At 65.0% G+C, this 20,546-nt stretch carries 23 protein-coding genes; 19 read left to right on the top strand and 4 right to left on the bottom strand.

Annotation, left to right across the window (positions count from 1 at the left end):
• Positions 1 to 83: 83 nt before the first annotated feature.
• A complete protein-coding gene (locus tag WJT74_RS01520) occupies positions 84 to 1,577 on the bottom strand; it encodes a replicative DNA helicase (protein ID WP_343346034.1) in 1,494 nt (497 codons plus the stop codon).
• A 92-nt stretch (positions 1,578 to 1,669) separates the two neighbouring features.
• On the opposite strand from WJT74_RS01520, the gene dcd reads away from it, so the two are divergent.
• Positions 1,670 to 2,224 (top strand): dCTP deaminase, encoded by a 555-nt coding sequence (gene dcd, locus WJT74_RS01515; RefSeq protein ID WP_343346032.1) that lies wholly within the window; start codon positions 1,670 to 1,672, stop codon positions 2,222 to 2,224.
• Positions 2,225 to 2,239: 15 nt separating this feature from the next.
• On the opposite strand, the gene WJT74_RS01510 is transcribed toward dcd, so the two are convergent.
• From WJT74_RS01510 to WJT74_RS01500, 3 genes are read right to left on the bottom strand one after another with little or no spacing between them, the layout of a single operon-like run.
• Entirely contained in the window at positions 2,240 to 2,623 is a 384-nt protein-coding gene (locus tag WJT74_RS01510) for a hypothetical protein (protein ID WP_343346030.1), read from the bottom strand.
• Positions 2,620 to 4,884 (bottom strand): ribonuclease R, encoded by a 2,265-nt coding sequence (rnr, locus tag WJT74_RS01505; RefSeq protein WP_343346027.1) that lies wholly within the window; start codon positions 4,882 to 4,884, stop codon positions 2,620 to 2,622. The genes WJT74_RS01510 and rnr overlap by 4 nt, the downstream gene beginning before the upstream one ends.
• Positions 4,885 to 4,924: 40 nt before the next feature.
• On the bottom strand, positions 4,925 to 6,340 hold the full coding sequence (locus WJT74_RS01500) for a M20/M25/M40 family metallo-hydrolase (RefSeq protein ID WP_343346024.1): 1,416 nt from the start codon (positions 6,338 to 6,340) through the stop codon (positions 4,925 to 4,927).
• Positions 6,341 to 6,429: 89 nt separating this feature from the next.
• Between WJT74_RS01500 and WJT74_RS01495 the strand changes: the two genes are divergently transcribed.
• The 18 genes from WJT74_RS01495 to WJT74_RS01410 all read left to right on the top strand — a co-directional run bounded on the left by WJT74_RS01495 (position 6,430) and on the right by WJT74_RS01410 (position 20,544).
• Complete coding sequence (locus tag WJT74_RS01495) at positions 6,430 to 7,929, top strand: CoA-acylating methylmalonate-semialdehyde dehydrogenase (RefSeq protein WP_343346022.1); 1,500 nt, start codon at positions 6,430 to 6,432, stop codon at positions 7,927 to 7,929.
• Between the two features lie 78 nt (positions 7,930 to 8,007).
• Entirely contained in the window at positions 8,008 to 8,388 is a 381-nt protein-coding gene (locus WJT74_RS01490; protein WP_343346020.1) for a RidA family protein, read from the top strand.
• A complete protein-coding gene (locus tag WJT74_RS01485; RefSeq protein WP_343346017.1) occupies positions 8,385 to 8,873 on the top strand; it encodes a hypothetical protein in 489 nt (162 codons plus the stop codon). The genes WJT74_RS01490 and WJT74_RS01485 overlap by 4 nt, the downstream gene beginning before the upstream one ends.
• The gene (locus WJT74_RS01480; RefSeq protein WP_343346014.1) at positions 8,866 to 9,276 is read left to right on the top strand and encodes a hypothetical protein; all 411 of its coding nucleotides are present in this window, start codon (positions 8,866 to 8,868) and stop codon (positions 9,274 to 9,276) included. Before WJT74_RS01485 ends, WJT74_RS01480 begins: the two co-directional genes overlap by 8 nt.
• Positions 9,277 to 9,369: 93 nt before the next feature.
• Positions 9,370 to 10,512 carry an acyl-CoA dehydrogenase family protein gene (locus WJT74_RS01475; protein ID WP_343346012.1) on the top strand — a complete coding sequence of 381 codons (1,143 nt, stop codon included), beginning with the start codon at positions 9,370 to 9,372 and terminating at the stop codon, positions 10,510 to 10,512.
• A 2-nt stretch (positions 10,513 to 10,514) separates the two neighbouring features.
• On the top strand, positions 10,515 to 11,573 hold the full coding sequence (locus WJT74_RS01470) for an enoyl-CoA hydratase/isomerase family protein (RefSeq protein WP_343346010.1): 1,059 nt from the start codon (positions 10,515 to 10,517) through the stop codon (positions 11,571 to 11,573).
• Positions 11,570 to 12,346 (top strand): enoyl-CoA hydratase, encoded by a 777-nt coding sequence (locus WJT74_RS01465; RefSeq protein ID WP_343346008.1) that lies wholly within the window; start codon positions 11,570 to 11,572, stop codon positions 12,344 to 12,346. The genes WJT74_RS01470 and WJT74_RS01465 overlap by 4 nt, the downstream gene beginning before the upstream one ends.
• A gap of 11 nt (positions 12,347 to 12,357) precedes the next feature.
• Positions 12,358 to 13,260: a 3-hydroxyisobutyrate dehydrogenase gene (mmsB, locus tag WJT74_RS01460; protein ID WP_343346005.1), complete on the top strand. Its 903-nt coding sequence runs from the start codon at positions 12,358 to 12,360 to the stop codon at positions 13,258 to 13,260.
• A gap of 31 nt (positions 13,261 to 13,291) precedes the next feature.
• The gene (locus WJT74_RS01455; protein WP_343346003.1) at positions 13,292 to 13,870 is read left to right on the top strand and encodes a NifU family protein; all 579 of its coding nucleotides are present in this window, start codon (positions 13,292 to 13,294) and stop codon (positions 13,868 to 13,870) included.
• An 86-nt stretch (positions 13,871 to 13,956) separates the two neighbouring features.
• Complete coding sequence (tsaB, locus tag WJT74_RS01450; RefSeq protein ID WP_343346001.1) at positions 13,957 to 14,574, top strand: tRNA (adenosine(37)-N6)-threonylcarbamoyltransferase complex dimerization subunit type 1 TsaB; 618 nt, start codon at positions 13,957 to 13,959, stop codon at positions 14,572 to 14,574.
• Positions 14,574 to 15,059 carry a GNAT family N-acetyltransferase gene (locus WJT74_RS01445; protein WP_343345999.1) on the top strand — a complete coding sequence of 162 codons (486 nt, stop codon included), beginning with the start codon at positions 14,574 to 14,576 and terminating at the stop codon, positions 15,057 to 15,059. Before tsaB ends, WJT74_RS01445 begins: the two co-directional genes overlap by 1 nt.
• Before the next feature lie 94 nt (positions 15,060 to 15,153).
• Positions 15,154 to 15,576 (top strand): MucR family transcriptional regulator, encoded by a 423-nt coding sequence (locus WJT74_RS01440; RefSeq protein ID WP_343345996.1) that lies wholly within the window; start codon positions 15,154 to 15,156, stop codon positions 15,574 to 15,576.
• Positions 15,577 to 15,663: 87 nt separating this feature from the next.
• Positions 15,664 to 16,092 carry a Fur family transcriptional regulator gene (locus WJT74_RS01435; protein ID WP_343345993.1) on the top strand — a complete coding sequence of 143 codons (429 nt, stop codon included), beginning with the start codon at positions 15,664 to 15,666 and terminating at the stop codon, positions 16,090 to 16,092.
• Positions 16,058 to 16,834: a lysophospholipid acyltransferase family protein gene (locus WJT74_RS01430; RefSeq protein ID WP_343345991.1), complete on the top strand. Its 777-nt coding sequence runs from the start codon at positions 16,058 to 16,060 to the stop codon at positions 16,832 to 16,834. Before WJT74_RS01435 ends, WJT74_RS01430 begins: the two co-directional genes overlap by 35 nt.
• Positions 16,831 to 18,156, top strand: coding sequence for a tRNA (N6-isopentenyl adenosine(37)-C2)-methylthiotransferase MiaB (gene miaB / locus WJT74_RS01425; RefSeq protein ID WP_343345989.1), 1,326 nt, complete (start codon positions 16,831 to 16,833; stop codon positions 18,154 to 18,156). The genes WJT74_RS01430 and miaB overlap by 4 nt, the downstream gene beginning before the upstream one ends.
• Positions 18,156 to 19,166: a PhoH family protein gene (locus tag WJT74_RS01420; RefSeq protein WP_343345987.1), complete on the top strand. Its 1,011-nt coding sequence runs from the start codon at positions 18,156 to 18,158 to the stop codon at positions 19,164 to 19,166. The genes miaB and WJT74_RS01420 overlap by 1 nt, the downstream gene beginning before the upstream one ends.
• The gene (gene ybeY / locus WJT74_RS01415; protein ID WP_343345985.1) at positions 19,163 to 19,666 is read left to right on the top strand and encodes an rRNA maturation RNase YbeY; all 504 of its coding nucleotides are present in this window, start codon (positions 19,163 to 19,165) and stop codon (positions 19,664 to 19,666) included. Before WJT74_RS01420 ends, ybeY begins: the two co-directional genes overlap by 4 nt.
• A complete protein-coding gene (locus tag WJT74_RS01410) occupies positions 19,666 to 20,544 on the top strand; it encodes a hemolysin family protein (protein ID WP_343345983.1) in 879 nt (292 codons plus the stop codon). Before ybeY ends, WJT74_RS01410 begins: the two co-directional genes overlap by 1 nt.
• Positions 20,545 to 20,546: the final 2 nt, after the last annotated feature.

The following is a 20,546-nucleotide window of genomic DNA, read 5'->3' as shown; positions in this document are numbered from 1 at the left end:
CCCGAACCAATTGCCGGGGATGGTGCCGATCCGGGGCGGATAAGCAAGGGCGCGTTCGACGAACGGCGTGGCGAGGTGCGAGGTCAGCCCCGCATTTCGGGGGCGTAGACCTCGTCCATCGGCGCATCCTTGAAGCGCGTGGTCTTCGCGTCGAAGAGCATCTTCACCCGGCCCGTCGAGCCGTGGCGCTGCTTGGCGACGATGAGTTCGGCGGTGCCGTAGACGCGCGCCATCTCTTCCTGCCACATCGCGAAATCCGGATGACCCTCGTCGGGTTTGCGCATCTCGAGATAATAGTCCGGCCGGAACACGAACCAGACCATGTCCGCATCCTGTTCGATCGACCCCGATTCGCGGAGATCCGAGAGCAGCGGGCGCTTGTCCTCGCGCTGTTCGACCGCACGCGAAAGCTGCGACAGGCCGAGAACGGGAAGGTCCAATTCCTTCGCCAGCTGCTTGAGCCCGCGCGAGATTTCCGAAATTTCCTGCACGCGGTTCTCGTTCGACGCCCGGTTCGATCCGGACAGCAGCTGCAGATAGTCGACCACGACCAGCCCGATCCCCTTCTGGCGTTTCAGTCGCCTCGCCCGAGTCCGGAGCGCCGCGATCGTCAGCGCGGGCGTGTCGTCGATATACAGCGGCAGGTTCGCCAGTTCCGCGGACGCGCGGGCCAGCGACTGGAACTCGTCCTTGGAGATCTTGCCCGACCGCAACGCCTGCGAACTGACCCCCGACTGTTCGGCCAGAACGCGCGAAGCGAGCTGATCGGCGGACATTTCGAGGCTGAAGAACGCCACCGGCGCACCAACGCGTTTCTCCACGTCGATGCCGTCCCGCTCGTCCTGAACCCAGCGCTGTGCGGCGGCGAAGCTGATGTTCATGGCGAGCGACGATTTGCCCATGCCGGGCCTGCCGGCAAGAATGACCAGATCGGACTTGTGAAGACCCGCGACCTTGGCGTTGATGCCCTCGATCCCGGTCGTCAGACCGGAGATGTGCCCGCCGGATTGCAAGGCGACTTCGGCTTGCTTGATGGCGATCTTCGACGCTTCGCCGAAGCTCTTGGCCTTGCCCTCCGCACCGCCTTCCTCGGCGACTCGGTAAAGGGCGCTTTCGGCGGCCTCGACCTGTTGCAACGGCGCGACGTCCTCCGACGTGTCCATCGCGCCTTCGACCATGTCGCGGCCGACGCCGACCAGTGCGCGAAGAAGTGCGAGGTCGTAGATCTGCTTGGCGAAATCGCGCGCGCCGATGACGCTCGCGCCCGAGCCGGTCAGCTTGGCGAGATAGGAAGGCCCCCCGACCTCCTTCATCGCCTCGTCCTGATCGAACAGGGGTTTGAGGGTGACCGGATTGGCGACCAGTCCCTTGTCGTTCTGGCGCAGGATCGCGGCATAGATACGGCCGTGCAGCGGCTCGAAGAAATGTTCTTCGCGCAGCCGCATCTGCACGTCCTCGACCAACCGGTCGTCGATCATCAATGCCCCCAGCAACGCCGCTTCGGCTTCGACGTTGGCGGGCAACGCATTCGGTTCGGCGGAGCCCCCGCTCTCGCTCATCTTGATCACTTCGGCCATGCGGATCGCTCTAGCACAACTTTTCGGCTCGTGCGGACCGCGAAAAAATCTGTGGTGGGCAAGCTGTGGAAAACCGCGCTACGCAAGGCGGCATGAGCATCCTGTCCGACAAGTGGATTCGCGCGGCCTCGCGCGAGCACCAGATGATCGAACCCTTCGTCGAAGCGCAGCGGCGCGAGGGGAATATCAGCTACGGTCTGTCGAGCTTCGGCTACGACGCGCGCGTTGCCGACGAATTCAAGATCTTCACCAACATCGACAGCGCCATCGTCGATCCGAAGGACTTCGCGTCCAACAGCTTCGTCGACAAGCAGACCGACGTCTGCATCATCCCGCCCAACAGCTTCGCGCTCGCCCGCACGGTGGAATATTTCCGCATCCCCGACGACGTGCTGGTCATCTGCCTCGGCAAATCGACCTACGCCCGGTGCGGGATCATCGTGAACGTCACCCCGCTCGAACCCGGCTGGGAAGGGCATGTGACGCTGGAATTCTCCAACACCACCCCGCTGCCCGCCAAGATCTACGCCAACGAAGGCGCCTGCCAGTTCCTGTTCCTGAAAGGCAACGAGCGCCCCGAAGTCACCTACGCCGATCGCGCGGGCAAATATATGGGCCAGCGCGGAGTCACGCTGCCCAAGCTCTAGACGTCAGATTACCGTTCATTCCTTGAGCGCTTCGCAGTCCTTTACCGTCGGAACGAAAAGTCGGTCTGTCATCTCCGATCGACTTTTTAGCCCCTTTGCCAGCGCAAAACCTTCAACAGCACCCTCCCTGTTTCCGAAAGCGGCGTCGATATGAGCTTGCAAAAAGACACGTTCGAAGTCCGTAGTTGGCTCCAGTCGATGCATCCTCTCTCTTAGTTCTTCAGCCATCGCCTGCGGATCATCGAAAAACAGACATTGAACGAACGCCAGATAAGCGACGCGGTCTTTTGGGTGTTCCAATGGAAACTCGAAAAGGAACACGTCGCGGGCCTCTGCGAACCGCCTCAGCGCATATAAGCCCATCCCCGTTGAATTGCGGATTTTAGACCGGATCGTCACGCCTTCTTGCGTCGTCCGCCGCCGTCCTTCTTACGGCTTCGCGAACCGGTGCGCCGGTCGTCCCGCCGCTTCTTGCGCGGGCCGTCGTTGCTGTCGCCGCCGTAGCTGCCTTCGGGCAGTTCGAAGCGCAGCGCGCCCGAAACCGGATCGGCCTCGACCAGCTTCAGATCGAGCTTCTGCCCGCCGACGAACTCGTCGCCGCTCTTGTCGCCGATCAGCGCCTGGCGCTTCTCGTCGTAGCGGAAATATTCGCGGCCCAGCGACTTGGCGAGCACCAGTCCGTCGCCGCCCAAGTCCTCCACCGTGGCGAAGAAGCCGAAGGGCTGCACCCCGGTGATCCGCGCCTTGACGATCTGTCCCACGCGGTCCGCGAGATAGGCGGCCACGTAGCGATCGACCGTGTCGCGCTCGGCCTCCATCGACCGCCGTTCGAGGCCGGAGATGATCTCCCCGACCCGCGCGAACTCGGCGGGATCGTTCTTGGCGGTGCCGCCCGGGCCGAGATTGTACGCCTCGACCAGCGTGCGATGCACGACGAGGTCGGCGTAGCGGCGGATGGGCGAAGTGAAGTGAGCATAGCTTCCCAGTGCCAGCCCGAAATGTCCCAGCGGCTCGACGCCATAGCGCGCCTGCATCTGGCTGCGCAGGATCTGGATCGTGATCTCGTGGATATTGTCGTGATCGGGACCGAGCTTCGAGAGGATCGCATTGAAGGTCTTGGGGCGGACGACCTGACCCAGCGCGAAGGAAATGTCGAACGTATCGAGATAATCCTTGAGCCCGGTCAGCTTCTCGCGGTCGGGCGTCTCGTGGATGCGGTACATGACAGGCCGCTTCTTCTTCTCGATCGCCTTGGCCGCCGCAACGTTGGCAAGGATCATGAAATCCTCGACCAGCCGGTGGGCATCCAGCCGCTCGCGCGCGGCGACCGACGTGATCCGGCCCTTCTCGTCCAGTTGGACGCGCCGTTCGGGGAGGTCGAGTTCCAGCGGCTCGCGGCTGTCGCGCGCCTGCTTGAGCACGGTCCAGCATTGCCAGAGCGGCTTCAGCGCCTCGTCGAGGATTTCATTTTCGACATCCACGTCCTCGCCGTCGATCGCGGCCTGTGCGTCCTCGTAGGCGATGTTTGCCGCGATGCGCACGCGTGCGCGGCTGAACCGCTGCGACTTGATGTTGCCACCCGAATCGACGGTGATGTGCGCGACCATCGCCGCGCGATCCTCGCCTTCCTTCAGCGAGCAGATGCCCGCCGACAGTTCCTCGGGAAGCATCGGCACGACGCGGTCGGGGAAGTAGGTCGAATTGCCGCGCTTCAGCGCCTCGCGGTCGAGTTCGCTGCCGGGGCGCACGTAGAAGCTGACGTCGGCGATCGCGACGACCACCTTGTAGCCGCCCGGATTGTCCTCGCTGTCGTCCGGCGTGGCCCAGATCGCGTCATCGTGATCGCGCGCATCCTCGGGGTCGATCGCGACAATCGGCAGATGCGTGAGATCCTCGCGTTCGCCGAGGTCCTGTTTGGCGACCTTCTCGGCCTCCTTGAGCACCTCGTCGGGAAAGGTGTTGCGGATGCCGTATTTGTGAATCGCGATCAGCGAGAAGGCCTTGGGAGCGAACGGATCGCCCAGCACGGCATCGACCTTCGCCTTCTTGGCGCGGCCCTTGCCGAACGGTTCGGCCAGCACGAGGTCACCGACCTCCGCTTCGCCGAGATCGCTCAGTTCGAAAACGTCGCGGGTCTTCTTGTCGATCGGGGCGAGGAAATGGCGCGAACCTTCCTTGCGCACCACGCCCATCAGCATTTCCGCCGAGCGGGCGAGTTTCTTCATGACGTGCGCGACCTGGCCCTGCCCGCGTTCTTCGGTGCGGGCGAGCACACGGTCGTTGACGTTGAGGCCCGTGCGATTGCCGCGCTCGATGACCCGCAGTTTGGGCGGCTTGCCCTCGGCCTGCCATTGTTCGGGTTCGGCAAGCACCTGCCCGTCGTCGGTCGAGACGACGCGCAGCACGGTCACCCGCGGCACGCCGCCCATCTTGTGAAAGGCGCGGCCGGGCGAATGGTCGATCAGGCCCTCGTCGGCCATGTCCTTGAGAAGTTTCTTCAGCGCGACCTTGTCGGGACCGCGCAGTTTGAATTCCTTGGCGATCTCGCGCTTGCCGACGGCGGTGTCGGCGCTCTCGATGAAATCCAGGATCTGTTGTTGTGTCGGAAGCCCCTGCGGCGTCTTGCGGCGGGGCGCTTTGCGTTTTGTCTTTGTATTCATTCGCCCCTTAGGTGGGGTGCCGTTCGTCACAAAGCAAATCCTACTCTTCTTGGCTTTCCTCGACGGGCGCGAAATCGCCGCCCGGCACCGCCGAAACGACGGGGCTGTAGAAATGGTCGGCGCTGGCCGCGGCCACCCCGAACATCCAGTCGTCGACCCGGATACCCTCCAGCACCAGCTCGCACCGCCCCTCGGCATTGCAGTTGGCCGCGTCCGCACGGGCATGTTCCTCGCCCCAGTTGCTGGCGTCGGTCCGCCGCCATACGACCTTGTAATGGTCCGCACTGGGCACGGCGTCCCACATCAATGTCGTATCGGTCTGCACCGCGCCTGCGGCTTCCACCCCCATGGGCGGCGGCGGGGCCAGCGACAGCGCGGCCATCGCAGCGGTGTTGAGCCGCGTCGCCTTGGCCATGTAACCGAAATCCAGTTCCGCGATCACATCGCCGTAGAACGTGCCGTCTTCGGTCCGCAGGTCCTGATGCTGGTGGTCGTAATCCTCGACCGGCACCGTCACGCGCACCGCGGGGTAGCCGGCTTCGAGGAAGCGGATATGATCGCCCCCCCGGCCCCAGCGATCGGTGCGCCACACCTGACGCACGTCGAGGCCGACATCGACGCGGTCCGCCAGATCGTCGAGCCAGCGGGAAAGGTTGCGGCTCGGCGCATCGTTCTCGCCGCCCAGCCGGTGCATCGCCGCGCGCATCGCCTCGTCGTTGCCCTGCCGCCGCGGCCCTTCGGAAAAGACCCGGATGACGTCGGGCTCGCAATATCCGTCCGACCCGCAATTGGCGCCGATCATGTCTTTGTTGAAATTGGCGACGACGTTCCAGCCCTGCGCCCCCGCGTAATCGGCGAGGATGCGCGCCCCGACCAGCCCCTGCTCCTCGCCCGTCAGCGCCGCGATGATGATCGTGCCCGGAAACTCCTGGTCCGCGAGCAGCCGCGCCGCCTCCAGTCCGCCCGCGACCCCGCTGGCGCTGTCGTTGGCGCCCGGCGCATCGGCGGTCGAATTCATCACGTCGCTGACCCGGCTGTCGAGATGCGCGGTGTAGATCACGACATCGTTGGGCCGCGTGGTTCCGCGCTTGATCCCGACCGCGTTGCAGACGCGCGTGGGTTCGGGAATGCGCGGCGGTACGGTGACCGTCTCGCAGACCCGTACCGGCTCCAGCCCGATCCGCTCCATCTCGGCCAATACCCAGTCGACCGCCGCGCCGACGCCGCGATCGGGATCGTCCTGGCTCGACAGCGTATGCCGCGTACCGAACCCGACCATCCCGTCGATATCGGCACGCAGCCGCGCCTCGCTGACGTCCTGCGACAGCCCCGCGAGCATCGCGCCGTTGGCGACGTGATGGTCCTCGTTGCCTTCATGATGATGCTCCTGCGCGACGGCGGGAGTGGCGAGGATGGCGGCGCCAACGATGAACGGTGCAACGGCGATGGGACGCAAGGCGTTTCTCCTGATGAGCCACGGACGGCCCGCCTTCCCAAGCCCGGGCGGCTCGGTTAGGCAGCGGCCAGAATTTTCAGGAGCACACCATGCGCAGCATCGATCATTTTATCAACGGCCAGTCGGTTTCGTCGGGCACCCGCAAGCATCCCGTCTGGAATCCCAGCGAAGGAAAGCAGCAGGCCGAAGTCGGTCTGGGCGATGCCGATCTGCTTGCGCAGGCCGTCGATGCCGCCAAGGCCGCCCAGCCCGAATGGGCCGCGATGAATCCGCAGAAGCGGGCGCGGGTCTTCTATCAATACAAGGAACTGGTCGAGGCCGAGATGGACAGCCTCGCCGAGCTGCTGGCGTCCGAACATGGCAAGGTCGTCGCCGACGCGCGCGGCGACGTGCAGCGCGGGCTCGACGTCATCGAATTCTGCTGCGGCATCCCGCATCTGATGAAGGGCGACTACAGCCCCGGCGCGGGCCCCGGCATCGACGTCTATTCGATGCGCCAGCCGATCGGCATCGGCGCGGGCATCACCCCGTTCAACTTTCCCGCGATGATCCCGATGTGGATGTTCGGCCCCGCCATCGCCGCGGGCAACGCCTTCATCCTGAAACCCTCCGAACGCGACCCGAGTGTTCCCGTCCGCCTCGCCGAACTGATGGTCGAAGCGGGCCTTCCCCACGGTATTCTCAACGTCGTCAACGGCGACAAGGAGATGGTCGATGCCATTCTCCACAACCCCGACATCGCGGGCGTCAGCTTCGTCGGTTCGTCGGCCATCGCCGAATATATCTATTCGACCGGCACCAAGAACGGAAAGCGCGTCCAGGCGTTCGGCGGGGCGAAAAACCACGGCGTCGTGATGCCCGACGCCGATCTCGACCAGGTCGTCAACGATCTGACCGGCGCGGCCTTCGGCTCGGCGGGCGAACGCTGCATGGCGCTGCCCGTCGTCGTTCCCGTAGGCGAGGACACGGCGGAACGGCTGCGCGACAAGCTGATCCCGGCGATCAAGGGGCTGCGCGTCGGCGTCTCGACCGACGACGAGGCGCATTACGGCCCCGTGGTCACCAAGGAACATCGCGCCAAGGTCGAGGAATGGATCGGCAAGTGCGAGGACGAAGGCGGCGAACTCGTCATCGACGGGCGCGGGCTGGAACTGCAGGGCACCGACGGCTGGTTCGTCGGCCCGACCCTCTTCGATCACGTCAAACCCGACATGGAAAGCTATAAGGAAGAGATTTTCGGCCCCGTGCTCCAGATCGTCCGCGCCGCCGACTTCGAGGAGGCCGTGCGCCTACCGAGCGATCATCAGTACGGCAACGGTGTCGCCATCTTCACTCGCAACGGCCACGCAGCACGCGAATTCGCCAGCCGCGTGAAAGTCGGAATGGTCGGCGTGAACGTGCCGATCCCGGTGCCCGTCAGCTATCACACGTTCGGCGGCTGGAAGCGGTCGGGCTTCGGCGACGTCGGCCAGCACGGTACCGAGGGCGTGCAGTTCTGGACCAAGCGCAAGACCGTGACCCAGCGCTGGCCCGACGGGACCGCCGACGGCGACAACAAGGATGCCTTCGTCATCCCCACGATGGGCTGACGCCGGTGTGGCTTCTCGTCGCGCCGGTGGGGTGGAGACAAAACGTAAAACTGCCGTCGTTCGAAACCCGTGTGATCCGTGCGCAAGACTAAGGGCGAAAGTCCCTACGAAGCGCGATATGGCTTCTCGCGCGCCGTCCGCGTCGGCGACCGGATCATCGTCGCGGGCACCGGGCCCGTGGCGGAGGGCGGCGGGACCGAGCCGGGCGATGCCGCCGCGCAGGCGCGCCGCTGTTTCGCCATCGCGCGAGCCGCACTGGAGGACCTCGGCGGCAGCCTGACCGGCACCATTCGCACCCGGATGTACATCACGGACCCCGCGGACGCCGACGCGATCGGTGCGGTCCATGCCGAAATTTTCGCGGAAATCCGCCCCGCAGCGACCATGATTGTGATAAATTCACTTCTCGACCCCGAATGGCGGGTCGAAATCGAACTTGAAGCGTTCGTGGCGCCATGAAACTTATCTCACTGACCGCGCCGGCCCTGCTGGCCCTCGCCGCCTGCTCCGCCGAACCCGCCGAAGCTCCCGCTCCCACTCCCGAGGAAACAACCGCCGAGCCCGAGCTCGAACCGATCCCGGAGGCTGCCCCCGACGCACCGCTCGCGCCCGACGGCACTATGCCGCTCGCGATGCGCGCGACCTTCGCCGAAGCCGACGTGGAAGATCCCGAACCCACCGCCGCCGATTGCGACACGAGCCTCGATACGGTCATCACGATCGTGGAGAATGGTTACGTGGTCGCGGGCACCAACGCCGTCATCCGCGAGGTCGAAAGCCAGGGCCGCAACACCGTTTTCGCCATTTTCGATACCGAGAGCGACCCCATCGTCACCACCCGCGAGGGGTTCGTGGACAGCGACGGCGGACGCACCCTGCGGCGCAGCATCATCGGCGGAGAGAATGCGGGGAACACGCGCTATCGTCGCTGCCCTGATGCCTAGAGCGCTGTTCGCGCTCCTCCCGATGCTGATGGTCGCGGCGTGCGGCCCGGACGACGGCGAGACCGTCGCCGGGCCCGACGCCGAGTCGCCCCTTCCCGATCCCTCGATCGCCGGCGAGATCGACGCCGCGCCGGCCCTGAAGGAAGCGCGCTACGGCGTGACGGCTGCCGATTGCAACGCCGACAATCGCTACATGAACGAGGTGGTGGAAATCTCGGGCGATGAACTCGTGTACCAGGGCGTGGCGCGTCCCCTTGCCCGATACGGAGAAGACGGCACGTACTTTTTTCGCGCCGAGGGGGACGATGCCGACAGCGAGGAGCGGGTGCGGATCGAGAACGACCGGCTGATCCGCTTCTCCGACGATCCCGCGCTTCGCACCGTCTACGCCCGCTGCCGCTGACCCGCCCGGATCGGACCGGACCGGAGCGACCTGCGCAACAGGGCCAGAGCGCCCCCTTCCCTAATGCGGGCCATCGGGCTAGTCCCCGCGCCCATGACGCAATTCGACCTCAACGACGACCAGCGCCAGATCCAGGAGATGGCGCAGAAGTTCACCGCCGATGAAATCTCCCCCCACGCAGGCAAGTGGGACGAGGAGCACATCTTCCCCAAGGACACGATCCGCGCCGCCGCCGAACTGGGCTTCGGCGCGATCTACGTTTCGGAAGAAGCGGGCGGTATCGGCCTCGGACGGCTCGAGGCCGCGCTGATCATGGAAGCGATGGCCTATGGCTGTCCGTCGACCAGCGCCTTCATCTCGATCCATAACATGTGCGCCTGGATGATCGACCGCTTCGGCGACGCGGCGCTCAAGGAGAAATATCTCCCCGATCTCATCCCGATGGAGCGCATGGCGAGCTATTGCCTCACCGAACCCTCCTCGGGCTCCGATGCCAGCGCGCTGAAGACCAAGGCGGTGCTCGATGGCGACCATTATGTCGTTTCCGGCTCCAAGGCCTTCATTTCGGGCGGCGGCGAGAACGAGGTCTATGTTGTGATGACCCGTACCGGCGAGGAAGGCCCCAAGGGCATCACCGCGCTGGTCGTCGAGAAGGACATGGAGGGCGTCAGTTTCGGCGCACAGGAGAAGAAACTGGGCTGGCACTCGCAGCCTACGTGTCAGGTCAATTTCGACAGCGTTCGCGTTCCCGTGTCCAACCGACTGGGCGCGGAGGGCGAAGGTTTCCGGATTGCGATGATGGGGCTCGACGGAGGGCGCCTCAATATCGGCGCCTGCTCGTTGGGCGGGGCGCAGCGCTGCCTCGACGAAGCGGTTTCCTACACTAGGGAACGGCACCAGTTCGGCAAGGCGATCGCCGATTTCCAGAACACGCAATTCACGCTCGCCGACATGGAGACCGAACTGCAGGCCGCCCGCCAATTGCTCTATGCCGCTGCAGTCAAGGTGACCGACAATGCGCCCGACAAGACGCGCTTCGCCGCGATGGCCAAACGGCTCGCCACCGACACGGGATCGAGCGTGGTCGATCGCGCGCTGCAATTGCACGGTGGTTATGGCTATCTGTCAGACTATCCGATCGAACGTTTCTGGCGCGATCTTCGCGTCCATTCCATCCTCGAGGGAACCAACCAGATCATGCGACTGATCGTCAGCCGCGACATGTTGAGGCAGTAGAGATGACCGACCAGATCATCGCGCGCCGCGAGGGCCGCCTCGGCATCCTGTCGCTCAACCGTCCCGAAGCCATCCACGCGCTGACCCAGGAGATGTGCGAAGCGATGAGCGCCGCGCTCATCGACTGGCAATCGGACAACGACATCGACGCGGTCATGATCGATCATGCCACCGGCCGCGGCTTCTGCGCGGGCGGGGACGTCGTCGCGCTCTACCGCTCCGGCAAGTCGGACGGGAAGGAAGCGGCCGCCTTCTTTCATGCCGAATATCGGTTGAACCATCTCCTCTTCACCTACGACAAGCCCGTCGTCGCGATCATGGATGGCATCACGATGGGCGGCGGCGTGGGGATCAGCCTGCCCTGCACCTATCGCGTGGCGACCGAAAACACGCGCCTAGCCATGCCCGAAACCGGCATCGGCCTGTTTCCCGACGTAGGCGGCGGGCATTATCTGTCGCGCCTTCCCGGCAACGTCGGCGAGTTCATGGCGCTGACCGGGGCGCGGTTGGACGGCGCAGAATGTCACTACCTGGGTCTCGCGACCCACTATGTCGCGAGTGCCGATCTGGAAGATCTGAAGGAACGCTTCGCCGCCGCGCCCGCGCGGATGCAGGGCGCGCTCGGCAACGCGTCCTCGACGCCGCCCGACGCGCGCATCGCGGACAATATGAGCCTTATCGCCAAGCACTTCAGCCATGATAGTGTCGAGGCGATCTGCGAGAGCCTCGAGAATGGCGAGACCGACTGGGCCAGCGCCGAGCGCGACACGATCGGCACCAAGTCGCCGTTGAGCCTCAAGGTGTCGCTCCGCCTCGTTCGCGAGGGCGCCACCCGCGACGACTTCGCGGAGGAAATGGTCAGCGAATATGCGCTCGCGAGCCGCGTCGTGCGCACCCACGATTTCATCGAGGGAGTTCGCGCGCTGCTGGTCGACAAGGACAACGAGCCCAAGTTCGATCCGCCCACGCCCGCCGATGTCGATGACGCGACGGTCGATGCCTTGTTCGAACCGCTTCCCGAAAAAGAACGATGGACGCCGCACCCGGAGGCCCAGCAATGAGCGACTACGAAACGATCCTCGTCGAACAGCGTGACGCGGTCACCCTCGTCACCCTCAATCGCCCCAAGGCGCTGAACGCGCTCAACAGCCAGGTGCTGTCCGAGCTTCAGCAGGCCTTTGCCGCCTATGACGCCGATGACAGCCAGCGCTGCCTGGTCCTCGCCGGAAGCGAGAAAGCCTTCGCGGCGGGCGCCGACATCAAGGAAATGCAGGACCAGTCGTTCGCCGACATGTACCGGAGCGACTTCTTCAAGGGTTGGGAGCAGGTCACCCGCACCCGCAAGCCGTGGATCGCCGCGGTCGCGGGCTTCGCCTTGGGCGGCGGGTGCGAGGTCGCTATGATGGCGGACTTCATCATAGCCGCCGACACGGCCAAGTTCGGCCAGCCCGAGATCAAGCTGGGCGTCACCCCCGGCATGGGCGGCAGCCAGCGCCTCACCCATGCCATCGGCAAGGCGAAGGCGATGCACATGTGCCTGACGGGCGAGATGATGGGTGCCGAGGACGCGGAACGCGCGGGACTTGTCGCCAAGGTCGTCCCCGCCGACGATTTGCTCGACGAAGCGATGAAGACCGCCGCCACCATCGCCGGCATGGCCCCCCTCGCCGCGATGGCGAACAAGGAAATGGTCAACGCCGCCTACGAGATGACGCTGGCCGAAGGCATCAACTTCGAACGCCGCCTCTTCCACGGCCTGTTCGGCACCGAAGACCAGAGTGAAGGCATGAAGGCCTTCGTCGAGAAGCGTCCAGGGAATTGGAAGAACAAGTAGGAGCAAGCGTCATGGCAAAAGTCGCCTTCATTGGCCTCGGCAATATGGGCGGCGGGATGGCCGCCAATCTCGTCAAGGCGGGACATGAGGTCGTCGCGTTCGACCTTTCCGAAGACGCGCTTTCGAAGGCGCGCGACAATGGCTGCACGCCTGTCGATGACGCGGTCGCGGCAGTGACCGGCGCCGAGGCGATCGTCACCATGCTTCCTGCGGGCACACATGTCGCATCGGTCTACGCCGACAGCGTCATCCCCAACGCCGACAAGCACGCCATCCTGATCGACTGCTCGACCATCGACGTCGCCACTGCACGGAAGGTCGCGGAGCAGGCTGCCGATGCCGGGCTCGCCATGGTGGACGCCCCCGTCTCGGGCGGAATCGCCGCGGCGGATGCGGGGACGCTCACCTTCATGGTCGGCGGGACCGAAGAGGCCTTCGGCAAGGCGCAACCGATCCTCGACAAGATGGGCAAGGCCGTCATCCATGCGGGCGACGCGGGCGCGGGGCAGGCCGCCAAGATCTGCAACAACATGCTGCTGGGCGCGACGATGGCCGCGACCGCGGAGACCTTCGCGCTCGCCGAGAAGCTCGGGCTCGACCTTCAGACCTTCTACGACATTTCCAGCCAGGCTTCGGGCCAGAGCTGGTCGATGACGAGCTATTGCCCCGTTCCCGGTGTCGGCCCCGAAACCCCCGCCGACCGTGATTATCAGGGCGGGTTCGCCTCGGCGCTGATGCTCAAGGATCTCAAGCTCGCGATGGAAGCCGCGCAGAAGAACGGCGCCTACACCCCGATGGGCGGCGAGGCGATGGACCTCTACCAGCGCTTCGTCGATCTGGGCGGCGAGGCGCAGGACTTTTCCGGAATCATCCGGATGATCGACGACAGCTGGGACGGCGACAAGCAGGGTTGATCGCGGGACGCACGCGCCCCACATCGACCGCATGCTGATCCAAACCGAAAAAACGCCCAATCCCTCCACCCGCAAGTTCCTTCCGGGACGTACCGTGATGGAAAGCGGCGGCCGCGATTTTCCGACGCCCGAAAGCGCCGAGATCAGCCCGCTCGCCGAAGCGATCTTCGCGACCGGGATGGTCGACGGCGTCTATTTCGGGCGCGATTTCGTATCGGTCAGTGCCGCGCCGACGGTCGAGTGGACCGTGCTGGAGCCCGAAGTCCTCCAGATCCTGATGGACCATTTCCTTACCGAGACGCCGCTGTTCAAGCCCGGCAGCGCGTCCGACATCCACGTCGCGCCGCCGGAGGAGTTCGCGGTCGAGGACGATCCCGCCGATGCCGACATCATCGAGCAGATCAAGGAATTGATCGACACCCGCGTCCGCCCCGCCGTCGCGCAGGACGGAGGCGACATCGTCTATCGCGGTTACAAGAACGGGAACGTCTATCTGGCTCTGCAGGGAGCGTGCGCGGGCTGTCCGTCGTCGACCATCACGCTGAAGAACGGCATCGAGGGACTGATCAAGCATTATGTCCCTGAGGTGACGAGCGTCGAGGCGATCTAGGGCGCGCCGCGCCGGATGCGACCCCGCTCGGGCTTGCCATTCGGATCAAAGCATGTCGTCCTGTCGACTCGGAACAGGAGAGTGACGTGATCCTCGCGATCGAGACCTCGACGGGAATGTGCAGCACCGCGCTGATCGAGGGCGGCGAGGTGCTCGACGCGCGCGAGGAACGGATCGGTCGGGGCCATGCCGAACGGCTCGTCCCGATGATCGACGAACTGCTCGGGAGCCGTGTTCCGACGCACATTCTCGTTTCCGCAGGCCCGGGCAGCTTTACCGGGATCCGCGTGGGGATTGCCGCCGCGCAGGGTCTCTCGATCGGGTGGCAGGTACCGGTCACCAGTTTCTCCTCGCTCGCCCTCCTCGCCGCCGCAGCGCGATCGGACCACGGCGACGCGGCGGACGTGACCGCGGTGATGCAGGGCGGGCACGGCGAATTGTTCGTCCAGGGCTATGGCGGTGATCCGCTGACTCCCGTCGATGCTCCGCAAAGTCTCGTCCCGAATGCCGCGGCGACCACGCACGATCGCGATTTGCTCGCGGGACCGGCAGCCGAGGCGCTGGCCGAAGCGGGGGCGAGCGGCAGCGTGATGACGCTTGATCCGCTCGCGCGATACGCCGCGCTGCTACCGCCCGCGCTGACGTCACTTGCGCCGATGCCGCTCTACGTGCGGGCGCCCGATGCCAAGCCGAAAGCCGCCTGATGGCCAGTCAGCCGCGGCCCCGCGAACTTCTGCTTCAGCGAGGCTGCTTCGACGATCTCGACCAGGTCATGCCCATCATGGAGGCGGCGTTCGATCCCTGTTTCGGCGAAGCCTGGTCGCGCTCGCAGTGCGGCGGGATCCTCCCGATGCGGGGTGTAGAGATGTGGCTCGCCCGCACCGCTGGCGGCACGGCGCTGGGGTTTGCCCTGTGGCGCACGATAGCGGGCGACAGCGAACTGCTGCTACTCGGCGTCGACCCGACCGCGCAAGGACATGGGATCGGCAGCGCTTTACTCGCGCAGTTCTTGGTTCAGGCAAAGCAGGAGGGTGCGCGGCGCCTTCACCTTGAAGTCCGCGACGGTAATGCCGCGGTCGGCCTGTATGAAAAGGCCGGCTTTCATCTAGCCGGTCGTCGCTGCGACTATTATCGCGGTTGCGACAACGAACGACACGATGCGCTGACCTATTCGCTTTACATCGAATAGCCGCTCATTTACCCGCTCGCTCCAGTATTGACGTCCCGGGCGACAATAGTCGTCGCGTCGAAGACGTTCCCCTAGCTCGGAAAGACCAATCATCATGGAAGACGAAGACCTTCGCGACGATACCCTCATCGCGCTGACTGCCGATATCGTATCGGCGCACCTGTCGAACAACCTCGTCGCGGTCGGGGATGTCCCGACGCTGATCGAGAATGTCCACGGCGCACTCAACAAGCTGCACGGCACTGCCGAAAAGCCTGCAGAAGACCTGAAGCCCGCCGTGTCGATCCGTTCGTCGGTGAAGCCCGACTATATCGTCTGCCTCGAGGACGGGAAGAAGTTGAAGATGCTCAAGCGTCACCTGATGACGCATTACGACATGACCCCCGACGATTATCGTCGCAAGTGGGACCTGCCCTCGGACTATCCGATGGTCGCCCCCAATTATGCCGAACAGCGTCGTCAGCTCGCCAAGAAGATCGGGCTCGGTACGAAGGCCAAACGCGGCAAGCGCAAGTAGGATCGCACGGCACTCGTTCGAAGGGGCGGTTCGCACAATGCGGGCCGCCCCTTTTCTTGTGCGTCCCCAGTCGCTACCTCGCATTCCATGTCCCGCAAGATCGACATCGAAGCCATCTGCGCCGAAAAGGGTCTGCGCATCACCGAACAGCGTCGCATCATCGCGAAGGTGTTGGGCGAGAGCGACGACCATCCCGACGTCGAGATGCTCCACGAGCGCGCCTCGGCGGTCGACAGCAATATCTCGATCGCGACCGTCTATCGGACCGTGCGCCTCTTCGAGGAGGCGGGCATCCTCGAACGCCATGAATTCGGCGACGGCCGGTCGCGCTACGAGGCCGCCAGCGACGCGCATCACGATCATCTGATCGACGTGGAAAGCGGCGATGTCGTCGAATTCGTCGATGACGAACTGGAAGAATTGCAGAAGCGAATCGCGGAGAAGCTCGGCTACCGCCTCGTCGATCATCGCATGGAGCTTTATGGCGTCGCCATCGATCGCGACAAGGACCGCTGACCGCGCGCTGATCGGCGTTCGCGTTACTCTCCTTGTGCTGGCGCTCCTCCTGATCGCGCCGCTTCACATCCTCTTTCGTGCCGTGACCGGACGCGGCGGTGTCGCGCGCTTCTTCCTGCGCGTCGTGGGATGGATTCTCAGGCTGCGCGTGACCCGGATCGGCGCCCATCCCGGCCATCGCACGCTGATCCTCGCCAATCACGTCAGCTGGCTCGACATCGTCGTCATGGGCGGGTTCATGGGATGCGCGTTCGTGTCCAAGGCCGAAGTGCAGGACCATTGGCTCATCAAGTGGCTCGCCGACCAGCGCGAGACGCTCTACGTCGACCGACAGGCGCGGCGCGACGTCGATGCCCAGATCGCTGCCGTTCGCCGTCGCTTCGATCACTATCTCCCGCTGTGCCTCTTTCCCGAAGGCACCACCAACGATGGCACCTGCCTCAAACCCTTCCGCTCGCCGCTGCTGAAGGCGGTCACTCCCGCCCCGGAGGGCGCCAAACTGGTTCCCGTCGCACTCGGCTACGAGGACGCCGAGACCATCGCCTGGTTCGACGGCGAGCCGGGCAGCGACAATGCGCGAAAGATCCTGATCCGCCGCCGTCCGCTGCGCGTGGTCGTGCATATCCTTGCCGAAATCCCGCTGACGGGCGATCGCAAGTCGATGGCACGGCAGGCGCAGGATGCGATCGCAGGAGCGCTCGGCTTGGACGAAGCGACCGCTTCGCCTAAGGGAGCCGCATGACCACCCCAAAGACTTTCCGAATCAAGAGCTTCGGCTGCCAGATGAACGTCTACGACGGCGAGCGCATGAGCGAACTGCTCGGCGACACCGGCATGCGCGCCGCGGCGGAGGGGGAAGATGCCGATCTCGTCGTCCTCAACACCTGTCACATCCGGGAAAAGGCGGCGGAGAAGGCCTATTCGGACGTCGGTCGTCTCGCTAAGGGCGAGAAGAAACCGATGGTCGCGCTGGCCGGATGCGTGGCGCAGGCGGAGGGCGGCGAAGCGCAGCGTCGATCCGAACATATCGACATCGTGGTCGGTCCGCAGGCCTATCACCGGCTTCCCGACCTGGTCGCGGGCGCGGCGCGGGGCGAACGTCCCGTCGACACCGACATGCCCGCGATCAGCAAGTTCGACGCCATGCCCAAGCGCCGTCGCAGCGGACCGAGCGCCTTCCTGACGGTCGCCGAAGGGTGCGACAAATTCTGTACCTACTGTGTCGTGCCCTACACCCGCGGCGCGGAGATCAGCCGCCCCTGGGCCGACATCGTGGACGAGGCGCTCGCGCTGGTCGATGGCGGCGCGAAGGAGATCACGCTCCTCGGGCAGAACGTCAGCGCCTGGTCGGGCGAGGACGACAAGGGCGGTGCGGGGGGTCTCGAACTGCTGATCCGCCGCCTCGCAAAGATCGATGGTCTCGAACGCATCCGCTACACCACCTCGCACCCCGCCGATATGGACGAGGGCCTGATCGCGGCGCACGGCGAAGAACCCAAGTTGATGCCCTATCTCCACCTGCCCGTGCAGGCGGGCAGCGACCGGATCCTGAAGGCCATGAACCGGCACCACACCGTCGAGAGCTATCTGAAGCTCGTCGAACGCTTTCGCGCCGCCCGCCCCGACCTCGCAATTTCGGGCGACTTCATCGTCGGCTTTCCCGGCGAGACCGACGCGGAGTTCGAGGAAACGCTGCAGGTCGTGCGCGATGCCCGCTACGCCAGTGCCTACAGCTTCAAATATTCGCCCCGCCCCGGCACGCCGGCCGCGGAGATGGATGGACAGGTCGCGGCAGCCGTCATGGACGAACGGCTACAGCGGCTGCAGGCGCTTCTTTCCGAGCAGAGCCTCGCCTTCAACCGCTCGAAGATCGGCACCACGATGGATATTCTCATCGAACGTCCGGGCAAGCGTCCGGGACAGATGATCGGCAAGTCGCCGTGGCTGCAGTCGGTCTTCACCGAGACGAGCGCGCGGGTCGGCGACGTCATAACAGTGGACATCGCCGACGCTTTGCCCAACAGTCTGCATGGAATCGCCACGCCCAAGGAGGCCGCCGCTTAATGGCAAAACGCGACGCTGTCGCCCCACTTCGCCCGGGTGCCCCCCAGGACCGAGCCCGGCTCGAACTGGAATTCGACCAGCCCTTCCTGCTCGGCCCGCTGTTCGGCGAATATGATCGACATCTTGTCATCATCGAGGACCGTCTCGGCGTGAACATCGCCGCGCGCGGCAACAAAGTCATGATCGAGGGCGAGGCCGATGCGGCCGCGCGCGCGCGCGAGGTGCTGCTCGGCCTCTACGAACGGCTCGACCAGGGGCAGGACGTCGATGCCGAAGCGGTCGAGGCCGTCATCGGCATGGCCAACCAGCCGCAACTGGCGGGCATCGTCCACAACGAGGTCAAGGATCCGCCCCGCGTCCTCATCCGCACGCGCAAGAAAACGATCGCGCCGCGTAGCGCGATGCAGACCGAATATATGCACGCGCTGGCCAAGTCGGACATGATCTTCGCGCTCGGTCCGGCGGGTACTGGCAAGACCTATCTGGCGGTCGCGCAGGCGGTCAGCATGCTGATCACCGGAACGGTCGAACGGCTCATCCTGTCGCGCCCCGCCGTCGAGGCGGGTGAACGCCTGGGCTTCCTTCCCGGCGACATGAAGGAGAAGGTCGACCCCTATCTCCGTCCTCTGTACGACGCTCTCTACGACATGCTTCCCGCCGAACAGGTCGAGCGGCGGATCGCCTCGGGTGAGATCGAGATCGCACCGATCGCCTTCATGCGCGGGCGGACGCTCAACGACGCCTTCATCATTCTCGACGAGGGACAGAACACCACCCCGGCGCAGATGAAGATGTTCCTCACGCGCTTCGGCATGCGTGCGCGGATGGTGATCTGTGGCGATCCTATGCAGGTCGACCTTCCCGACGCGGGCGGCTCCGGCCTCGCCGACGCGGTGAACAAGCTGGAAGGCGTCGAGGGAATCGCCACGGTCCGCTTCACCGCCGCCGACGTCGTGCGCCACCCGCTCGTCGGGCGCATCGTCGAAGCTTACGAGGGCCCCGGCCGATGAGCCTTTCGATTGCGATCGAAACCGACGGGGACTGGGACAGTAGCAGCGCGTCCTGGGACGCGATCGCCGACCCGGCCCTGCGCGCGGCCATTGCCGAAAGCGCCTACCCGCACCTTGCCGATGCGTCGCGCGAGGTCGAGGTCAGCCTCGCCTTCACGACCGATGAGGAGGTTCACGCGCTCAATCGCCAGTGGCGCGGCAAGGACAAGCCCACCAACGTGCTGAGCTTTCCGATGGCCGATGCGGACGCGCTCGCGGCAACCGACGGCCCGCCGCTTCTCCTCGGCGACATTGCCCTTGCGCACGGTGTTTGCAGTCGAGAGGCGGAGGAGAAGCAGATCGCGCTGGAGCGGCATGCGACCCATCTCGTCGTCCACGGTATGCTCCACCTGTTGGGCTATGACCATCAGGACGATCCGAGCGCCGAAGACATGGAAGCGCGCGAGACCCGAGCCTTGTCACGCCTTGGCCACCCCGACCCCTATGGAGAAGATGACTGATGGCCACCCGGCCCGATGAAGGTTCGCGAATCTGGCGCGGAATGCGCGCCCTGTTCTTCGGCGAGGACGACCAGAGCCTGCGCGACCAGATCGAGGAAGCGATCGATGAAGCGGACGCCGAGCCCGCCAAAGTCGGCGACCTGTCGCAGCACGAGCGCATCATGCTCCGCAATCTTCTCCACTTCGGCGACCGAACCGCGGGCGACATCTGCGTGCCCCGGGGCGACATCATCTCGGTCCACCGCGATGCCGATTTCGAGAGCCTGGTAGCCGAATTCGCCGACGCCGAGCACAGCCGCCTGCCGGTCGTCGGCGACGGTCTCGATCACATCGTCGGGATGATTCACATCAAGGACCTGTTCGCCGCCAAGGTCGGTCAGAAGCCGCAGACGGTCGAGGCGGTCATGCGCGATCCGTTGTTCGTTCCCACGAGCATGGGGGTAATCGACATCCTCGCCTCGATGCGCACGCAGCGCGTCCACCTCGCCATCGTCGTCGACGAGTTCGGCGGCACCGAAGGTCTCGTCACCATCGAAGACGTAGTCGAGGAAATCGTCGGAGAGATCGAGGACGAGCATGACGAGGAACCGACCGCCATGCTGATGATTCTCGATGAAGGCGTCTGGGAAGCCGATGCGCGGGTCGAGATGGAAGAGGTCATCGACCATGTCGACAGCGCGTTGGCGTGGGAGGAGGACGAGGTTTCCACACTGGGAGGGCTCGCCTTCCTGCTGGCGGGGCGGATCATGGAGCCGGGCCAGTCGGTCCAGCATCCTTCGGGCTGGCAGATCGAATGCGTCGCCGCCGAACCCAAGCGGATGACGCGCCTGCGACTGCATCGCCCGACACCGCCAATCGACGAAACGCTCGACGGCTAGAC

This window comes from Sphingomicrobium sp. XHP0239, from assembly GCF_039555325.1.
GTDB lineage: Bacteria > Pseudomonadota > Alphaproteobacteria > Sphingomonadales > Sphingomonadaceae > Sphingomicrobium > Sphingomicrobium maritimum.
Note: the sequence above shows the minus strand (reverse complement) of the source record. Positions and strands in the feature narration are given on the sequence as shown.